This is a genomic window from Arenimonas sp. (assembly GCF_041919775.1).
GTDB lineage: Bacteria > Pseudomonadota > Gammaproteobacteria > Xanthomonadales > Xanthomonadaceae > Arenimonas.
This window is the reverse complement of the sequence record NZ_JAYRTE010000009.1, coordinates 1-16,962: the sequence shown is the minus strand read 5'-3', so window position 1 is coordinate 16,962 and position 16,962 is coordinate 1. Positions and strand designations below refer to the sequence as shown.

At 68.7% G+C, this 16,962-nt stretch carries 14 protein-coding genes; 1 reads left to right on the top strand and 13 read right to left on the bottom strand.

The window, feature by feature from the left end; all coding sequences use genetic code 11:
* Positions 1–3 precede the first annotated feature (3 nt).
* Together ACE3TE_RS07115 and ACE3TE_RS07110 are read right to left on the bottom strand one after the other, a co-directional pair.
* On the bottom strand, positions 4–882 hold the full coding sequence (locus ACE3TE_RS07115) for a U32 family peptidase (RefSeq protein ID WP_374603528.1): 879 nt from the start codon (positions 880–882) through the stop codon (positions 4–6).
* Between the two features lie 4 nt (positions 883–886).
* Positions 887–1,885 (bottom strand): peptidase U32 family protein, encoded by a 999-nt coding sequence (locus tag ACE3TE_RS07110; RefSeq protein WP_374603526.1) that lies wholly within the window; start codon positions 1,883–1,885, stop codon positions 887–889.
* Positions 1,886–2,018: 133 nt separating this feature from the next.
* Between ACE3TE_RS07110 and ACE3TE_RS07105 the strand changes: the two genes are divergently transcribed.
* Positions 2,019–2,504: a DnrO protein gene (locus ACE3TE_RS07105; protein WP_374603524.1), complete on the top strand. Its 486-nt coding sequence runs from the start codon at positions 2,019–2,021 to the stop codon at positions 2,502–2,504.
* Here the strand turns inward: ACE3TE_RS07105 and ACE3TE_RS07100 are convergent.
* From ACE3TE_RS07100 to ACE3TE_RS07050, 11 genes are all read right to left on the bottom strand, one after another.
* Positions 2,453–3,940 (bottom strand): UbiD family decarboxylase, encoded by a 1,488-nt coding sequence (locus tag ACE3TE_RS07100; protein WP_374603522.1) that lies wholly within the window; start codon positions 3,938–3,940, stop codon positions 2,453–2,455. The genes ACE3TE_RS07105 and ACE3TE_RS07100 overlap by 52 nt on opposite strands.
* Positions 3,937–4,992, bottom strand: coding sequence for a PLP-dependent cysteine synthase family protein (locus ACE3TE_RS07095; protein WP_374603520.1), 1,056 nt, complete (start codon positions 4,990–4,992; stop codon positions 3,937–3,939). The genes ACE3TE_RS07100 and ACE3TE_RS07095 overlap by 4 nt, the downstream gene beginning before the upstream one ends.
* Positions 4,989–6,917, bottom strand: coding sequence for an aspartate aminotransferase family protein (locus ACE3TE_RS07090; protein ID WP_374603518.1), 1,929 nt, complete (start codon positions 6,915–6,917; stop codon positions 4,989–4,991). Before ACE3TE_RS07090 ends, ACE3TE_RS07095 begins: the two co-directional genes overlap by 4 nt.
* Positions 6,914–7,315: a SirB2 family protein gene (locus tag ACE3TE_RS07085; protein WP_374603516.1), complete on the bottom strand. Its 402-nt coding sequence runs from the start codon at positions 7,313–7,315 to the stop codon at positions 6,914–6,916. The genes ACE3TE_RS07090 and ACE3TE_RS07085 overlap by 4 nt, the downstream gene beginning before the upstream one ends.
* Positions 7,316–7,325: 10 nt before the next feature.
* Positions 7,326–8,531, bottom strand: a complete 1,206-nt coding sequence (locus ACE3TE_RS07080) for an NnrS family protein (protein WP_374603514.1) — start codon at positions 8,529–8,531, stop codon at positions 7,326–7,328.
* Between the two features lie 231 nt (positions 8,532–8,762).
* Positions 8,763–11,042, bottom strand: a complete 2,280-nt coding sequence (locus ACE3TE_RS07075) for a nitric-oxide reductase large subunit (RefSeq protein ID WP_374603512.1) — start codon at positions 11,040–11,042, stop codon at positions 8,763–8,765.
* A 364-nt stretch (positions 11,043–11,406) separates the two neighbouring features.
* Positions 11,407–12,156: a helix-turn-helix domain-containing protein gene (locus ACE3TE_RS07070; RefSeq protein WP_374603510.1), complete on the bottom strand. Its 750-nt coding sequence runs from the start codon at positions 12,154–12,156 to the stop codon at positions 11,407–11,409.
* 19 nt (positions 12,157–12,175) lie between these two features.
* The gene (gene hemN / locus ACE3TE_RS07065; RefSeq protein ID WP_374603508.1) at positions 12,176–13,570 is read right to left on the bottom strand and encodes an oxygen-independent coproporphyrinogen III oxidase; all 1,395 of its coding nucleotides are present in this window, start codon (positions 13,568–13,570) and stop codon (positions 12,176–12,178) included.
* Positions 13,571–13,722: 152 nt separating this feature from the next.
* Positions 13,723–14,712 carry a magnesium and cobalt transport protein CorA gene (locus tag ACE3TE_RS07060; protein ID WP_374603507.1) on the bottom strand — a complete coding sequence of 330 codons (990 nt, stop codon included), beginning with the start codon at positions 14,710–14,712 and terminating at the stop codon, positions 13,723–13,725.
* 72 nt (positions 14,713–14,784) lie between these two features.
* Entirely contained in the window at positions 14,785–15,984 is a 1,200-nt protein-coding gene (locus ACE3TE_RS07055; RefSeq protein ID WP_374603505.1) for a DUF4105 domain-containing protein, read from the bottom strand.
* Positions 15,971–16,819 (bottom strand): HlyC/CorC family transporter, encoded by an 849-nt coding sequence (locus ACE3TE_RS07050; protein WP_374603503.1) that lies wholly within the window; start codon positions 16,817–16,819, stop codon positions 15,971–15,973. The genes ACE3TE_RS07055 and ACE3TE_RS07050 overlap by 14 nt, the downstream gene beginning before the upstream one ends.
* Positions 16,820–16,962 lie beyond the last annotated feature (143 nt).

Here is a 16,962-nt window from a genome sequence, read left to right as displayed (position 1 = left end):
GCCTCAGCCCGGCGGCAGGCCGGGTTTGCCGGGCAGTCCGTGCCAGTAGCCGTTGACCGCGCCCCGGCGCGGCGGCGCAAGCGGCGAGTTGCGCGCCAGGTCGAAGTGTTCGACGACCTCGCGCATGCCCTTCGCCTGCGGGTAAAGCCGCAGCAGGCCGACGCCCAGTGCACGCAGCGCCGGCAGTTCCGGCCCGAGGTCGGTGATTTCCTCGCCGAGGATCTGGATGCCGTTGATGCGCAGGAAGGGCGTGCCCTCGCGCGTGGCCAGGGGCATGCCTTCGGGATGCTCGATGCAGCGGAAGCCGCAGGCGTCCTTGGGCACGTCCAGCGCACGGGCGGTGAAACAGCGCGCGGAGTACGACAGCGGCAGGCGGCCCCAGGCGATCACCTCCAGTTCGGGCAGCGCGTTTGATTGCCCCGCATGCGCCGCCAGCAGCTCTTCCACCTGCTGCAGGCCCTGTTCGACGCCCGGCACCCAGCGGCGCAGGCCGTCTTCGGCCAGCATCGCCAGCGCGACGTGGTTGTAGATGTTCAGGCTGGGGCCGGCGACGAAGGGCAGGCCCTGTTCGCGGCACAGCTGCACCGCCGTCAGGTCGTTGGCTTCGATCCAGAAGCCGCCGTGCGCGATCATGCGCTGGACCGCATTGAGTTCGGATTCGGCTTCGACCAGGGCCAGGCTCGAAAGCACGACTTCCTTGCCGGACGCCGCCAGTTCGTCGGCCAGCGCGATCCAGTCGCGCGTGCCCAGTTCCCGGCGCTTGCTGCAGACCGTTTCACCGAGGTAGACCACGTCGACCGGCCAACCGGCGGCTTCGCGGTAGAAGGCCAGCGTGTGTTCGCGCGGCCAGAAGTATTGCAGGGGTCCGAGGCTGAGTTTCATGCGGTCAGTGCCAGGCGCGGTGGTAGGGGCCGAGGGTGGTCTGGTGGCCTTCGGCATGGGCCGAAAGCGCCTTCTGCCAGCCCGGCTGCAGCGTCCAGTTGTCGGGATCGGCGCGGTGCCGGTCGATGGCGTCGCGCCAGGTGCGCGTGACCGCCGATACGTAGGCGACGCCGCGCTGGCGGCCTTCGATCTTCAGCGCCGCGACGCCGGCCTTCGCCAGCTGCGGAAGAAGTTCGAGGGTGTTGAGGCTGGTGGGCTCCTCGAGCGCATGGAAGGTTTCCCCGCCGACCTCGAAGCGGCCCTTGCAGACGGTCGGGTAGGCCGCCGGTTCGCCCGGAGCGTAGCGGTCCATCAACAGGCCGTTCAGGCGCACGGCGCGTTCGCCGCCCTCGTGTTCCTCCCAGCGCACGAAACGCGCCGGCGAACAGACGCCGTGGCGGTTGGGCGAGGCGCCGGTGACGTAGCTCGACAGCTGGCAGCGGCCTTCGACCATGATGCACAGGCTGCCGAAAGCGAAGACCTCCAGTGGCACCGGCGAGCGTTCGCAGAGGCGTTCGACCTGCTGCAGCGAAAGTACCCGCGGCAGCACGGCGCGGCTGATGCCGAAGCGTTCGTGCATGTAGCGAAGCGCCGGCGCGGTGGTCGCAGAACCCTGCACGGACAGATGTCGCGCCAGCTGCGGGTGTTCGCGCATGGCGTGGTCGAGCACCGCCATTTCCGCGGCGATGATGGCGTCGCAGCCCAGTTCGGCGGCGTGGTCCACCGCGGCCTGCCAGGCGCGCAGGCGCGAGGTTTCCGGGTAGGTGTTCAGGGCCAGGTAGACCTTGCGGCCGCGCTGGTGGGCGTAGGCGATGCCGGCCCGCAGTTCGGCCTCGTCGAAGTTCAGGCCGGGGAAGGCGCGGGCATTGGTCTGGTCCCGGAAGCCGGCGTAGACCGCATCGGCGCCGGCGTCGACCGCCGCGCGCAGGGCCGGCAGGTTGCCGGCGGGGCAGACCAGTTGCATCGCTTTCTCCACGGTGAAGTCCGGGGATGCTGCGCCCTGGCGGCCTGCGCCGTCATTGACCTGGGTCAGTTCCGATGCGGTGCAAAGGGCGGACGATGGGGCCACTGACTACGGCTGCATCAGGACCACGCCCATGACCCGCTTTCCCCGTTTCTTCCTCTTCGCGCTGCTGCTGGCCGCCGCTCCCGGTTTGGCGGCAGCCGGTGAGCCGGCGCACGCCCACGAGGCCCACGACGCCCACGACGCCCACGCGACGCCCGAAGACGCGCTGCCGGCGCAGCGCTGGGCGCCCGATGCGCCGCTGAGCCGCGGCATGCAGCGCGTGCGCGCCGCCACACAAATCCTGGACCACGGCAGCCACGGCCATCTCGACGACGGCCAGGTGCGCAACATCGCCGCTGAACTGAAATCCGCCGTGGACACGATGTTCGCCGAGTGCAGGCTCGAGCCCGCGCCGGACGCCGCGCTGCACCCGCTGCTCGCGCGCGTGCTCGTGGCCGCCGACACGCTCTCGACCTCGGGATTCGACGCCGATGCGCTGGCGGACCTGCAGGCCGTCGTCGCCCGCTATCCGCTGCTGTTCGACGACCCCGACTGGAGCGCCTCCCAGAGCGACTGAACCCGCTGCTCGATGCGCGCATCGGGCACGATCGGTGCGCTCCAGGGGCGGGAGGTCTCGCCCGGCAGCTTGCGCGTGGCGTCCAGGCCCAGCTTCGACCCGAGGTTCGCCACCGGGCTGGAGAAGTCGAGGTAGTCGATCGGCGTGTTCTCCACCAGCAGGCTGTCGCGCGCCGGGTCCACGCGCGTGGACAGCGCCCACAGCACCTGCGACCAGTCGCGCACGTCGATGTCGTCGTCGGTGACGATCACGAACTTGGTGTAGGTGAACTGGCGCAGGTAGGACCAGATGCCCATCATGATCCGGCGGGCATGCCCCGGGTACTGCTTGCGGATGCTGACCACCGCGATCCGGTAGGAACAGGCCTCGGGCGGCAGGTAGAAGTCGACGATCTCGGGGAAGACCTTGCGCAGGATCGGAACGAAGACGTCGTTGAGCGCCGAGCTGAGCACCGAGGGTTCGTCCTCGGGCGCACGGCCCATGTAACTGCCGTGGTAGATCGCCTCACGGCGCATGCGCAGCCGCCTGACCGTGAAGACAGGGAATTCGCCCTGCGCGTTGTAGTAGCCGGTGTGGTCGCCGAACGGGCCTTCGATCGCACTGTCACCGGGTTCGATGAACCCCTCGAGCAGGATCTCCGCGCCGGCGGGCGCGTCCAGCCCTGTCAGCGAGCTGTGCCAGGTGTGCGTGCGCGCGCCGCGAAGCAGGCCGGCGAATTCGTATTCCGAAAGTGTGTCCGGCACCGGCGCCACCGCGGCCAGCATCGTCGCCGGGTCGGCGCCGATCGCCACCAGCAGGGGGAAGGGCTTGCCGGGATGCGCCGCGCGGAAGTCGGCGAAGTCGAGCGCGCCGCCGCGGTGCGGCAGCCAGCGCATGATCACCCGGTTGCGGTCGAGGAGCTGCTGCCGGTAAATCGCCACGTTCTGCCGCGGCTGGCGCGTGCCGCGGGTGACCACCAGGCCGAAGGTGATCAGCCGTGCGACATCGCCGGGCCAGCAGCGCTGGATCGGCAGCGTGCCCAGGTCGATGTCGTCGCCTTCGAGCACGATGTCGTTGAACGCGGCTTCGCGCATGGGTTTTGGCGCGACGTGGGCCAGTTGCGCCAGTTCCGGCCAGGTCGACAGGGCGTTGCGCAGGCTCGACGGCCAGCGCGGTTCCTTGATCGAGGCCAGCAGTTCGCCCAGTTCGCGCAGCGACGCAAGCGGTCTGCCCCCCAGCGCCAGTTCGATGCGGTCGCGGTGGCCGAACAGGTTTCCGAGCAGGGCGTGGCGCGAACCGACCGGATTGCGCATCAGCAGCGCTGGCCCGCCGGCGCGAAGCACGTGCCGGCACAGCGCGGTGCTTTCAAGCTCCGGATCCACGGGCGCACCGATCTCCCGCAGCTGGCGCCGCCGCGAAAGTTCGCCGAGGAAGCCGCGCAGGTCGTGGTGGCTCATGCCCCGAGGCGACGCAGCAGTGCGTCGCTGGCGTCGCCCAGGGCGATGCCCTGTCGCGCCAGCCAGGCGGCGTCGAAGAGTGTTTCGGCGTAACGTTCGCCGCGGTCGCAGAGCAGGCTGACGATGGCGCCGCTTTCCCCGCGCTCGCGCATGCCTTCGGCCAGGCGCAGGCAGGCCACCAGGTTGGTGCCTGAACTGCCGCCGTAGCGCCGGCCCAGCGCGCCCTCGAGCCACCAGCAGGCGGCGATCGAATCGGCGTCATCCACTTCTTCGACCGCGTCGACCACGTCGTAGATGAAGCCGGGTTCGGCCTGGCCGCGACCGATGCCTTCGATCAGCGTCGCTCGTCGGGCGAGCGCGTCTGCTTCACGCGTTTGCCAGCCGACGGCGAAGGCACCGCCGGTGGGTTCGGCGACGCAGACCCGGGTGTCCAGGCGGCGGTAGCGCAGGTAGCGGCCGAGCGTGGCCGAGGTGCCGCCGGTGCCGGCACCGCAGACCACCCACGCCGGCTCGGGATCGGGCTCGAGCGCCATCTGCGCCAGGATCGACTCGGCGATGTTGTTGTTGCCGCGCCAGTCGGTGGCGCGTTCGGCCAGGCCGAACTGGTCGAGGTAACACAGGCCTTCGGCGGCGGCGCGTTCGCGCGCGACCTCGCTGGCGTCCATGCCCCGCGGCAGCAGCACGCATTCGGCGCCCAGCGACCGGATCAGGCGCACCTTGGCCGGCGCGGTGCAGTCGGGCATCACCGCCTGGAACCGCAGGCCCAGCAGGCGCGCGAACCAGGCTTCGGAAATCGCGGTGCTGCCCGAAGACGCGTCGATCACGCCCTGGCCTTCGCGCAGGCGGCCGTTGCACAGCGCGTACAGGTAGAGCGAACGGGCCAGCCGGTGCTTGAGGCTGCCGGTCGGGTGCGATGCCTCGTCCTTGAGGTAGAAGCGGATGCCCGGGAACGCCGGAAGGTCCAGCCGCAGCAGGTGGGTGTCGGCCGAGCGCGCGGCTTCCTGCGCGAGGCAGGCAAGGGCCTGCCTGAGCCACTGGCGATCGGCGCTCATGCCGCGGCCGCCTGTCCGATCAGCGCCATGGCCTGGCGCTCGAGGTAGTCGAAATACATCTCGAGGTAGCTGATGCCGTTGCCGGTATCGAGCAGGAAGGGGTTCATCAGCGTGTGGCGCAGGATTGCCAGGCGGTCGTCGTCCTCGCCGCCGGCGTCGAGCGTGGCCGGGTCCAGGCCCAGGGCCTCGAGCGCGCGCGTGGTTTCCTCCTCGCCCATCACCTCGGGGCGCAGCGTGGTCATCGAGCCGAAGAACTCACGCGACTGCACCGGCTGCCGCGGGTCGTAGCTGAGGCTGCGGTGCAGGGCGCGAACGAAGCGGTTCATGGTCGCCACGTCGGTGTTGCCGGCCGGGTTGAGCGCCAGGCAGATCAGGTTCGAATCGGGCTCGAACGGCAGCTTGCACACAAGCCGCCCTTCCAGCCGCGCCGCGAAGCGGGTGGCGGCGGTGCGGAAGGCTTCGGTGGCGATGATCGATTCGCGCGGGAGCGCACCGAAGTTTTCGTGGTCCAGCGGCAGCACCCGGTGGGTGACATAGACGGCGGCCGCGGCCGCGCCCGGCTTGGAGCCTTCCGGGATGTAGCGGCCGAGCTGCCGGAAGCGCTGGAAATAATCCGGCGTCTCCTCGGTGCTGAACACGTAGTCGGCGTCCTCGGCCAGCAGCTGCATCGCCCGCTGGTCGCGGCACAGGAAGGCGCCGGCGCCATAGGGGATGTAGCCGAGCTTGTGCGGATCCACCGTGATCGAGTCCGCCCGGCCCAGCGCCGCCACCGCGGCATACACCTCCGGGGCCGGGAAATCGCGGAATTCCTCGCGCATGTCTTCGAGGGGACGCAGCCCGCCATCAGGCTGGCGGAACAGGGTGGTCAGGTAACCGCCCCAGGCGGCATCGACGTGCACGCTGAAACCCAGCCCGTTTCTGGCCCAGCGGTCGCGGGCATCGATCAGTTCGTGCAGCGGATCCACGGTACCGAACTCGGTGCTGCCCATTACGCCGACCACCATCAGCACCGGCTGCTGCTCGCACTGGCAGCGCGCGAGCATGTCTTCGAGGGCATCGGTGTTGGTGCGCATGCCGCGTTCGGGCACCAGTTCGAGCTGGGCACGACCCAGGCCCATCAGCTTCATGCCCTTGGACCAGGAGTAATGCGCCGTGACCGGCGCGAACACGCGCGGCGAGCGCAGCGTCGGGTGCGCGGCCAGGAAACCGGCCAGGCCGAGGGTTTCGAGCCGGTGGCCCGCGAGGCGCGCCCGCCACTGCCGCCGTTCGCGCGGCGGGCAGGTGGACAGGAAGGCGTTCCACTGGTCGACCAGGCCCACCACCGCCGTCGAATCCAGGTTGAACGCGCTCCAGTCGTCTTCTGGCAGGGGGATGCCGGGTGGCGCCGCGGCGCGCAGCGCCACCGGGAAAGCCTTGCAGGCCAGGGCCAGGCGCAGGGCCTGGAAGTTGGCCAGGGTGCCGCCGGAAGTGAGGTGGCCGAAGGCGCAGTCCGGCCGCGCCGGGTCGTCGACGAAGCCGAACATGCGGGCCAGCTGCAGGCCGGCCTTGAGCTCCATGTCGATCGTCACCGGCGCCGCGTCGATGCTGACGTTGTTCGGGTTGTAGGGCAGGGTCAGGAACTGCGCGGCCAGGCCTGGCAGCAGCAGGTCCGAGACCATGTGGCCGATGTAGCGCGGGCTGTGGAACGGCACCGAACGCTTGAGCGACGCCGACAGCGCGTGCAGCTCGCGGCGCATGCGCGCCTCGAAGTCGCGATAGGCCGGTTCGCCGGCGGCACCGGTGGGAATCGCCGGCGGATCCTCGGGGTGGAAATTGCGGCGCCAGTAGACGTGGTCGCGCAGGAACTCGACCACGAGCTTCTCCAGCAGCCCGTCGTTTTCGCCGTAGGGGCCCAGGAAGCAGGGATGGATCGAGGGCGAAGTCACGACGCCAGCCCCTGCAGGATGCCCAGCGGATGGTGGGCGCGGGCGACGAAGTACATGAAGGCGAAGGTCGCCAGCGCGGCGACATAGAACAGCGCCTGCGAGCGTCGGCTGCGCGCGCGCTTTAGCGCCAGGCTGCCCAGCACGACGTAAACCACCAGCAGCGCCAGCTTCACCGACAGCCAGGGCACGATGAAGGGGTTGAGCTTGAGCGCGGTCAGCAGCATCAGCGCGGCGGTCAGCAGCACGGTGTCGATGGTGTAGCTGAGGTAGCGCAGCGGCGCCGCCATCGCCCACTTCACGCCGGCCAGCACCAGGGCGCCGCGAACCGCGAACAGGCCGACGCTGGCCAGCACCGCGGCGATGTGCACCATCTTTATCTGCAGGTAGAACTCGATCATCGAAAGCTCCTCAGCCCGGGCGCCCGTCGGCGCGCGGGGTGGCATAGATCCAAAGCGAACGCAGCACCCAGGGAAGGAAAACCAGGACCCAGCCGATGCTTGCAGCCAGGAACCAGGGCGCGGGGTTGGCCGCCAGTTCGGCGCCCACGCGCATCACGGCCACGACCTGCATGCCGATGAAGGCGAGCGCCGGCACCTTGCCCAGGACCAGCGGGCGACCCGAGTGGCCCTGGGTCACGCGCGTCACCATCGCCACCAGCAGGCTGCCGAAGAAACCGATCGACACGGCGTGGACCGGGCCGCGGCCCAGGGTGAATTCGCCGGTGCCCAGGAACCACAGGCTCTGCGCGGCGTACAGCGCCAGCGCGATCGGCAGCCAGGCGTAGCCGATGAACAGCACGCGCAGCAGCGCCGGTGCCTTCCCGCGCGGCCACCAGCGCCACAGCGCCAGGCCGGTGATCGCCAGCAGCGGTAGGTCGACCAGCCACAGCCACTGGTAGAGGTGCGCCAGCTCCAGGGCCAGGTGGCCCAGCCACAGCGGCCAGCTGGCCGCCAGCAGCCACATCGGCCGCCAAGCCTTGTAGCCCGCCACCACGTTGCCGGCGAAGAAGGGGAACATGCGGTGCGCGACCGTCGAATAAACCGGCACCAACAGGCCGAAGGTGCCGATCTTGAGCATCGCGAAGGCCAGCCGCGGCTCCTGCGGCAGGTGCAGGTAGGCGGCGAAGCAGAGCAGGCCGGCCAGGCCCATCACCAGGCCCGCGAAGCAGGAAATGGCGTGCCAGTTGCCGCTGCGGTCGCGCATCAGCCAGCCGGCCAGCACGGCCATCGCGGCGATCCAGCCGGCCAGCGTGTTCACCACGCCGATATGCAGCAGCAGCGCCGAGCCGCCGATCAGGCCCGCCAGCGTCAGCGCCTGGCCCAGCACAAGGCCCAGGCCGACCGGCAGGTAGTGCCAGCGGCTGGCATCGGTCTGCGCCATCCAGCGCGGGAACACCGTCAGCAGGAAGCCGAAGATGAAGGTCGGAAACACCTGGTACTGCATGATGAAGGCATGCATCCAGCCCGCAGGCACCGTCGGCGTGGGCAGCAGCCCGCCCAGCCAGCCGGTCCACCAGGCCATCGCCGCCAGCACGTTGGCGGCACCGATGAAGAACAGAAGCCGATGCGGCGCGGCAGCCAGCGGGAACGAAGCGGGGAAGGGGGCGACGGCCATGTCGGGAGTCCAGGAAGCAACGTGCCGTCACTGTCGCCCGCCGGCGCAATTCCCGCCTTGACGCAAGTCATTCGCAACCGCAACGGGGGCAGGGGACAGGTGCAATTGAAAACCCGGGTCAGAGTCGATTTTTTAAAAGTCGACTCTGACCCGGGTTTTCAACTGCACCCGTCCCCAAAAAAAGGGGCCACCGAAGTGGCCCCAATAATCACGCTTCGGAGAAACCAGGGATCAGCTTGCCGATTCGGTGGCTCCATCCACCGGCACGGGCGCCGACTTCGGGGCGATCCAGAGGCGCAGGACGAACCAGGCCAGGGCCAGGGCGCCGACGCTGAAGATCGTGTCGCCCGGGACGCGCATCCACACCAGCATGTCCACGATCGGCTGCTGCATGAACTCGGCCGAGCGGGCGAACCAGTAACCGTGGTTCATCGCCGCGTTGAGCTGCAGGATGCCCAGCGGGAGCAGGGTGAACACCGCCATGCCGGTCAGGCCGATATTGAGCGACCAGAACGCGGTGCGCAGCGGCGCCTCGGGCCAGATCGCATGCGGCTTCATGCCGCGCAGGCAGAACAGCATCAGGCCGATGCCGAGCATGCCGTACACGCCGAACAGCGCGGTGTGGCCATGCAGCGGGGTCAGGTTCAGGCCCTGCATGTAGTACAGCGGCAGCGGCGGGTTGATGAGGAAGCCGAACAGGCCCGCACCCACCAGGTTCCAGAAGGCAACCGCCACGAAGAACAGGATCGGCCACTTGTAGCGCTGCATCCACGGGGTCGACTTGCCCAGCTTGAAGGTGTGGTAGGCCTCGAATCCGACATAGGCCAGCGGCACCACTTCCAGGGCCGAGAAAGACGCACCCAGCGCGATCACCGCGGTCGGGGTGCCGGTGAAGTACAGGTGGTGCAGGGTGCCGAGCACGCCGCCGGACATGAACACGATGGTGGCGAAGAGCACGGCGACCGTGGCTGTGGTGGTCTTGATCAGACCCAGCTTGGTGAACAGGAACGCGATGACGGCCGTGGCGAACACTTCGAAGAAGCCTTCGACCCACAGGTGCACCACCCACCAGCGCCAGTACTCGACCATCGACAGGTGCGTGTGCTCGCCCCACAGCAGGCCGGCACCGTAGAACAGGCCGATCGCGACGGTGGAGAGGAACAGCAGCGTGGTGATCGACTTGGACTCACCGCCCATGCGGATGGCCGGCACCAGGCAGCGGCCCACCAGCGTCAGCCAGATGCCCAGGCCCAGGAACAGGAACCACTGCCAGAAGCGGCCAAGGTCCACGTATTCCCAGCCCTGGTGGCCGAACCAGAAGTTGTTCGCCAGTCCCAGCTTCTGCATCACCGCGAACCACTGGCCAGCGAACGAACCGACCACGATGATGATCAAACACACCCACAGCACGTTGACGCCGAGCGCCTGGTACTTGGGTTCATGTCCGGAAATCGCCGGTCCGATGTACAGGCCCATGCCCAGCCACGCGGTCGCGATCCACAGCACCGCCAGCTGCGTGTGCCAGGTGCGGGTGAGCGAGTAGGGCAGGATTTCGGACAGCGCGAAGCCGTAGAAGTCCTGGCCTTCGACCTGGTAGTGCGCGGTCATGGCGCCGAGCAGGATCTGCGACAGGAACAGTGCGACCACGAGCCAGAAATACTTGGCGGTGGCCTTCATCGACGGCGTCACCATGACCTTGGCGAGCGGATCGGTCAGCGGCAGCTGCGGATCCTCGTCGCGTTCGTGGTTCACCGCGTAGTGCCAGCCCAGCAGCGCGATGCCGGCGATCAGGAACAGCACGCTGAACACGGTCCACATGAACAGGTTCGACGGCGGTTCGTTGCCCACCAGCGGGTCGTAGGGCCAGTTGTTGGTGTAGGTGATTTCCTTGCCCGGACGCTGGGTGACAGCGGTCCAGGACGTCCACCAGTAGAAGGCGGTCATCTGGCGACGGTGTTCGGCGTCGGCGACGGTGGACTCCTTCATCGCATACGCTTCGCGCAGCGACTTGGTGGCCGGGTCGTTGCTGAACAGGCTCTGGTAATGCGCCGAGACGTTGTTCATCGCGGCCAGGCGGTCGTCGTCGATGACGATGGTGCCGTTGGCCTCGTCGAACGTGTTGGTGCGCATCATTTCCTGCAGGCGGGCCTGCAGGTTGGCCTGTTCGCCCTTGCCAAGGGCGTCGTAGCCGGGTGCGGAGTATTCCGCGCGGGCCCAGCGGTCGAGGATCTCGACGGCCTCGCGGTGCAGCCAGTCGGCGGTCCAGTCGGGGGCGACGTAACCGCCGTGGCCCCAGATGGAACCGAGCTGCTGGCCACCGATGGACTGCCAGACCACGCGGCCGGTCTGGATGTCGTCCTTGGTGAAGACCACTTCGCCGGAGGTGGTGACCACCTTCTCCGGGATGGGTGGCATGACGCGGTGGATCTCGCTGCCCACCCAAAGCAGGGCGGAGAACGAAACCACCAGCAGGGCGGTCAGGCCCAACCACAGTTTCTTGGTACTACTCATGACAGCTCTCCTTGCAGGATGCCGCCATGGTCCGGATCGGGCCTCCCCCGGTCACTGACGCAGGTCAAGCGCCCTTCCTGTAGGAGCGCCTTCAGGCGCGAATCTCTTGCCCTTGGCCTTAGGCCAAGCAACGCGTCGACAGCGGCCTTGTCGCGGGTGGGGGCGCGACACCTCCTCAATGCCCCGTCGAGGCCGATGGGAAAGCGGCTTCCCGGCAAATTGGGGGGATGCCCAGAGCTTGCGGCGTGTCGGGCAGGGCGAATGCACGCTGCCTCCACCCGCGAAACAATCGGAGACGACGCACTGGCTGGCCAACGGCCAAGGGCAAGAGATTCGCGCCTGAAGGCGCTCCTACAGGGGCCGGCTAATTGCGGAGGACGGCCATGGCGAGGGTTTCGAGGCGGTCGGGCTCGAGGATCTCGAGCTCGCGGCGGTCGACCTTGACCATGCCGTCCTCCTGCAGGCGCCGCAGCACCCGGCTTACCGTTTCCGGCGCCAGCCGCAGGTAGTTGGCGATGTCCGTGCGGGTCATCGTCAGGTGCAGGCGCGTGGCCGAGAAACCGCGCTGGGCGAAACGCCGCGACAGCGCCACCAGGAAGGCCGCCATGCGCTGGTCGGCCGTGTAGTCGCCGGCCAGCAGCGCCGCCTTGCCGATGTCCTGGCTGAGCAGGCGGAACAGCTGCGCCTGCAGCCCGGGCATGCGCGTCGCCAGCAGCGCCATCTTCGGGAACGAGAACCGGCACAGCATCACCGTGTCCAGCGCCACCGCGTTGCAGGGGTAGCGCGCCTCGCTGATCGCGTTCAGGCCGATGATCTCGCCCGGCAGGTGGAAGCCCAGCACCTGCTCGTGGCCGGCGGCGTCGAGCACGTAGGTCTTCACGGTGCCGGCGCGCACCGCCGCGATGGCGTTGAACTCGTCGCCCTCGCGGAAGATGTGCTCGCCTTCGTGGAAGGGCCCGATGTGCTCGACCAGCACGTGCAGGTCCATCAGGTCCGACTTGTTGTAGCCCTGCGACAGACAGGCGTCCGAGAACGCGCAGGTGCTGCAGAAATGCAGCGCATCGCCGTCGTCGGCGATGGGATTGTGCCGGGGCCGGCGGGCCGTCGGACTCACTGGGCGGCCCCCGTCGGGGTCAGATGGCCTTGGAGAACCGGGTCGGCTCGGCCTCGGCCTGGTGCAGGTAGCGGTCGAAACATGCCGCGATGATACGCAGCAGCAGCCGTCCGCGCGAGGTGGCCGTGATCCGGGTGGGGGAGGTTTCGACCAGGCCGTCGGCCTTGAGCGCCACCAGCCGGTCGAGGTCGGCGGCGAAATAGCGGGCGAAATCGATGTCGTGGCGCTCCTCGAGCGCCGGGATGTCCACTTCGCCCTGGCACATCAGCTGCTGGATCAGGTCGGCGCGCAGCACGTCGTCGGCGTCGAGCTGCATGCCCCGCCAGGTCGGCAGGTGGCCGTTGTCGATGGCGATTTCCCAGCTCGGCAGGTCGCGCGGGTTCTGGCTGTAGGTGTCGCCGACGTGGCTGATGGCGCTGACGCCCATGCCGATCAGGTCGCAGTCGGCGTGGGTGGTGTAGCCCATGAAGTTGCGGTGCAGGCCGCCGCGTTCCTGGGCCAGGGACAGGTCGTCGCCGGGCAGGGCGAAGTGATCCATGCCGATGTAGCGGTAGCCGGCGGCGGACAGCTTTTCGATGGCCAGCTGCAGCAGGCCCAGCTTGTCTTCCGGGCTGGGCAGCTGGGTTTCGTCGATCTGCTTCTGCGGCCGGAACAGCTGCGGCATGTGCGCATAGCTGTAGACCGCCAGGCGGTCGGGCCGGGTGGCGATGACGGTGTCCAGGGTCTTGCCGAAGCCGGCGCGGGTCTGCAGCGGCAGGCCGTAGATCAGGTCCACGTTCACCGAACGGAACCCGTGCTGGCGGCAGGCGTCGATGACGGCCTGGGTTTCCTCGACAGACTGCAGGCGGTTCACCGCGGCCTGCACCGCCGGGTCGAAGTCCTGCACGCCCAGGCTGGCCCGGTTGAAGCCCATGAAGGCCAGGGCCTCGATGTCGCCCTTGTCGACGAAGCGCGGGTCGAGTTCGATCGAGAAATCGCGGGCCGGCGACTGGCTGAAGCGGAAGTGGGTGTTCAGGCTCTCGAGCAGCTCGCCGATCTGGCCGGCGTTGAAGAAGTTCGGGGTGCCGCCGCCCAGGTGGACCTGCAGCACCTCGCGGTCGCGGTCGAACAGGGGGCCGAGCATCGCCACCTCGCGCACCAGGCGCGACAGGTAGGTGCCGGCGCGCGCCTTGTCGCGGGTGATGATGCGATTGCAGCCGCAATAAAAACACGGGCTGAAGCAGAACGGCACGTGCGCGTAGAGCGACAGCCGGCGCGGGATCGGGTCGTCGTTGCTCAGGCGCGCGGCGCGGGCGAAGTCGCCTGCCCCGAAACCCGGCTTGAACTGCGGGGCGGTCGGGTAGGACGTGTAGCGCGGACCCGGCCGGTCGTAGCGGCGGAGCAGGTCGGCGTCGAAGGGAGGAATAGCGGCCATGGCAGGCATCGTGCCGGCCGGGGCCGGCGGATGCCTTGACCTCCGTCAAGCTGGCCCCCCCTGTAGGAGCGCCTTCAGGCGCGAAGCTGTTCTTTGCCAAAGGCAAAGTCAAAAGATTCGCGCCTGAAGGCGCTCCTACAGGGGGGCTGTGCTCAGATCCACTTCGCCCGGCGCAGCGTGATGAATAGGCCGACGACCACCGCCAGCGTCACCCCCACCACCAGCGGGTAGCCAATGCGGGTGGCGAATTCGGGCATGTGCGGGAAATTCATGCCGTACCAGCTGGCGACCAGCGTCGGCGCCGCCAGCAGCGCCGCCCATCCGGCCAGGCGCTTGACCACCTCGCCCTGGGCGACGGTGACCAGGGCCAGGTTCACCGACATCGCCGCGGTCAGCATTTCGCGCAGGGTGTCGGTGGCGTCGTTCACCCGCAGCGTGTGGTCGTAGACGTCGCGGAAGTACAGGCGCATTTCCTCGCCGACCAGCTGCGAGTGCACCCGCGTGAGCTGGCCGGTGATGTCCTGCATCGGCGCCACGGCCAGCCGCAGCGTGGTGACCCGGCGCTTGAGGTCGTAGAGCTTGCGCACGGTGTCGCGACTGAAGGTCTCGGCGAAGATGTCCTGCTCCAGGGCATTGAGCTGGTCGCGGAACGCGTCGACGATCGGCAGGTAGTTGTCGACGATGAAATCGAGCACCGCGTAGAGGCCGTAGGAAGGACCCAGCGCCAGCAGCTCGGGCTCGCGTTCGACCCGGGCGCGCACGCCGTTGTAGGACAGCGAGGTGCCATGGCGCACCGTCACCAGGAAGCGCGGGCCGACGAACATGTGGGTTTCGCCGAACGACACCTTGCCGTCCACCGCCTGTGCGGTGTGCACCGCGATGAACAGCGAGTTGCCGTAGGCCTCGATCTTCGGCCGCTGGTGCGCGTGGTGGGCGTCCTCGATGGCCAGGTCGTGCAGGCCGAACTCCTCCTGCAGCTTGTCGAGCAGCGACTCCTCAGGCTCGTACAGCCCGACCCAGACGAAGCTGCCGTCGTCCACCGCCAGCACGTCGCTGATGGCGTCAAGCGATATATCGCTGCGGGCGCCGTCGCGGGCGTAGCGGACGCAATTGACGACGGTGGGCGAGGTGGGGGCGTCCATGCGGTGGCCGGAATGGGGACGGGACCAATTAAGCGCGTCCGCCCACGTCGGTCAACCGGCTAACTCCGGCGCTTAATTGGACCCGTCCCCGCTCTTCGGGTCCATCGTGCGCAGCAGCGCCCAGTGCAGCGGCAGCAGGAGCAGCACCCACTCCACGTTCTCCTGCGGCAGGAAGGGCAGGAACTTCAGGAAGCCGGCCAGCGCGGCGCTTCCGGCCACGATCCACAGCAGCCACCGGAACCGGTTCGACGGCGCGCGGCCGCGCAGCCTGGCCCAGGCCCCGGGCAGCAGGAACAGGCACAGCGGGCTGAGCAGCAGCAGGTTTTCGTTGCCGTGGCCGGCCGTGTGCGAGGTCCCCAGCCAGATGAAGGCCATCACCACGCCCGCCGCGCCCGCCACCAGCCAGAAGGCCAGGGCGCCGCCGGCCAGAACACGCGGCGCGCGCCGGCCGGCGACCAGCACGAGGGCCGCCAGCGCCAGGCCGGCCAGGAAGGCCGGCCCGCGCAGTCGCGGCATTTCCACCGGCGGCGGCGCCAGCCGGTGCGGCAGCAGCTTTTCCTCGGCGAGCACCAGCGGGCGGCCGTCGGCCAGCTTCACTTCCCGCAGCGCATCGCGCAGGCGCATCGGGATGAAGGACTCGTCCCAGCGCGACAGCGGCCGGTCGGCGTGGCCGGACAGGCCGACGTGGAAACCCACGGCCATCCACGGCGCCGGCGCGGCCAGGCGCACCGATTCGCTGCGGTAGGTATTGCCCTGCGAGCGGCCGCTGAGCTGGGCGCGCAGCTGGCCGCCCAGGGCCTGGTCGACGGCGTCGCGCACGCGCGTGGAGCAGTTGGCGGTGTAGTAGTCGTAGGTGTAGCGGGCGTTTTCCGGCAGCGCGTTTTCGGCGAGGCGGGCGGCCATGGCGCGGGCCTCTTCCGGGGCCAGGTCGAGCCACTGGATCACCGCGCCGCGGCCGGTGCGCTGGTAATAGGCCAGGTCGCTGGCCGCGGGCAGCACTTCGAGCCGGTATTCCATGCGTCCGCGCACGAAGTTCCAGTGGAAGCCCGGTTCGTCCAGGTCGAAGAAGCCGAAGTTGTACGACAGCGGCCCCGGCGCGGCCGGATCGTCGACCACGATGGCGTTGTGGCCGAAGCGCTCCCAGAAGATCTCGCCCGGCTCCATGGTCAGCACGCCGATGCGCGGCGCGGCCAGGACCAGGCCCGGCAGCAGGCAGGCCAGCAGGCACAGCAGTCGCCAGGCGACGGGGCGCCGGCCCTCAGTCCTCGCCATGCACGCTGACGATGAAGGTGTGGACGCGGCGCTGGTCGGCGCGGCCGACCCGGAAGTGGAAGCGGCCCAGGGCCAGTTCTTCGCCGGCCTCGGGCAGGTGGCCGATGGCCGCGGTGACCAGGCCGCCGATGGTGTCGTATTCGTCGTCCGGGAAATCGGCGCCGAAACGTTCGTTGAAGTCCTCGATCGGGGTCAGCGCGTCAACCAGGTACTGGCCGTCGGCCTGGGCGGCGATGAGCTTGGTTTCATCGGCGTCGTCGTGTTCGTCGTCGATCTCGCCGACGATCTGCTCGAGCACGTCCTCGATGGTGACCAGGCCGGCCACGCCGCCGTGTTCGTCGACGACGATGGCCATGTGGTTGCGCGAGAGCCGGAATTCCTTGAGCAGCACGTTCAGGCGCTTGGATTCGGGGATCAGCACGGCCGGGCGCAGCAGTTCGCGGACGCTGCCGGGGCCGCCGTCGCTGACCATGCCGCGCAGCAGGTCCTTGGCCAGCAGGATGCCCAGGATTTCGTCGCGATCCTCGCCGTGCACGGGAAAGCGGGAGTGGCCGGATTCGACCACCAGGTTCATCAGGTCCAGGAATTTCGCGTCGATGGGCAGGGACACCATCTGCGAGCGCGGCACCATGATGTCGCCGACCTGCTGTTCGGACACCGACAGGGCGCCTTCGAGCATCTTCAGGGTGTCGGCCTCGACCAGGCCGTTGGCCTGGGCCTCGCGCAGGATCTCGACCAGGTCCTCGCGGGTCTCGGGTTCGCCGGAAAAGGCCTGGCTCAGGCGTTCAAGCCACGAGCGGCGTTCCGGCGGGCTACTAGGGGAATCTTCGGGCATTGGGGGGTCGGTGGGCGCCTGGGGCGGGAGGTCGAGTTTAACCGGAACCCGCGGCGGCTTCATTTACAACCCAACCCCCTGTAGGAGCGCCTTCAGGCGCGAATCTTTTGACTTTGCCTTTGGCAAAGAACAAATTCGCGCCT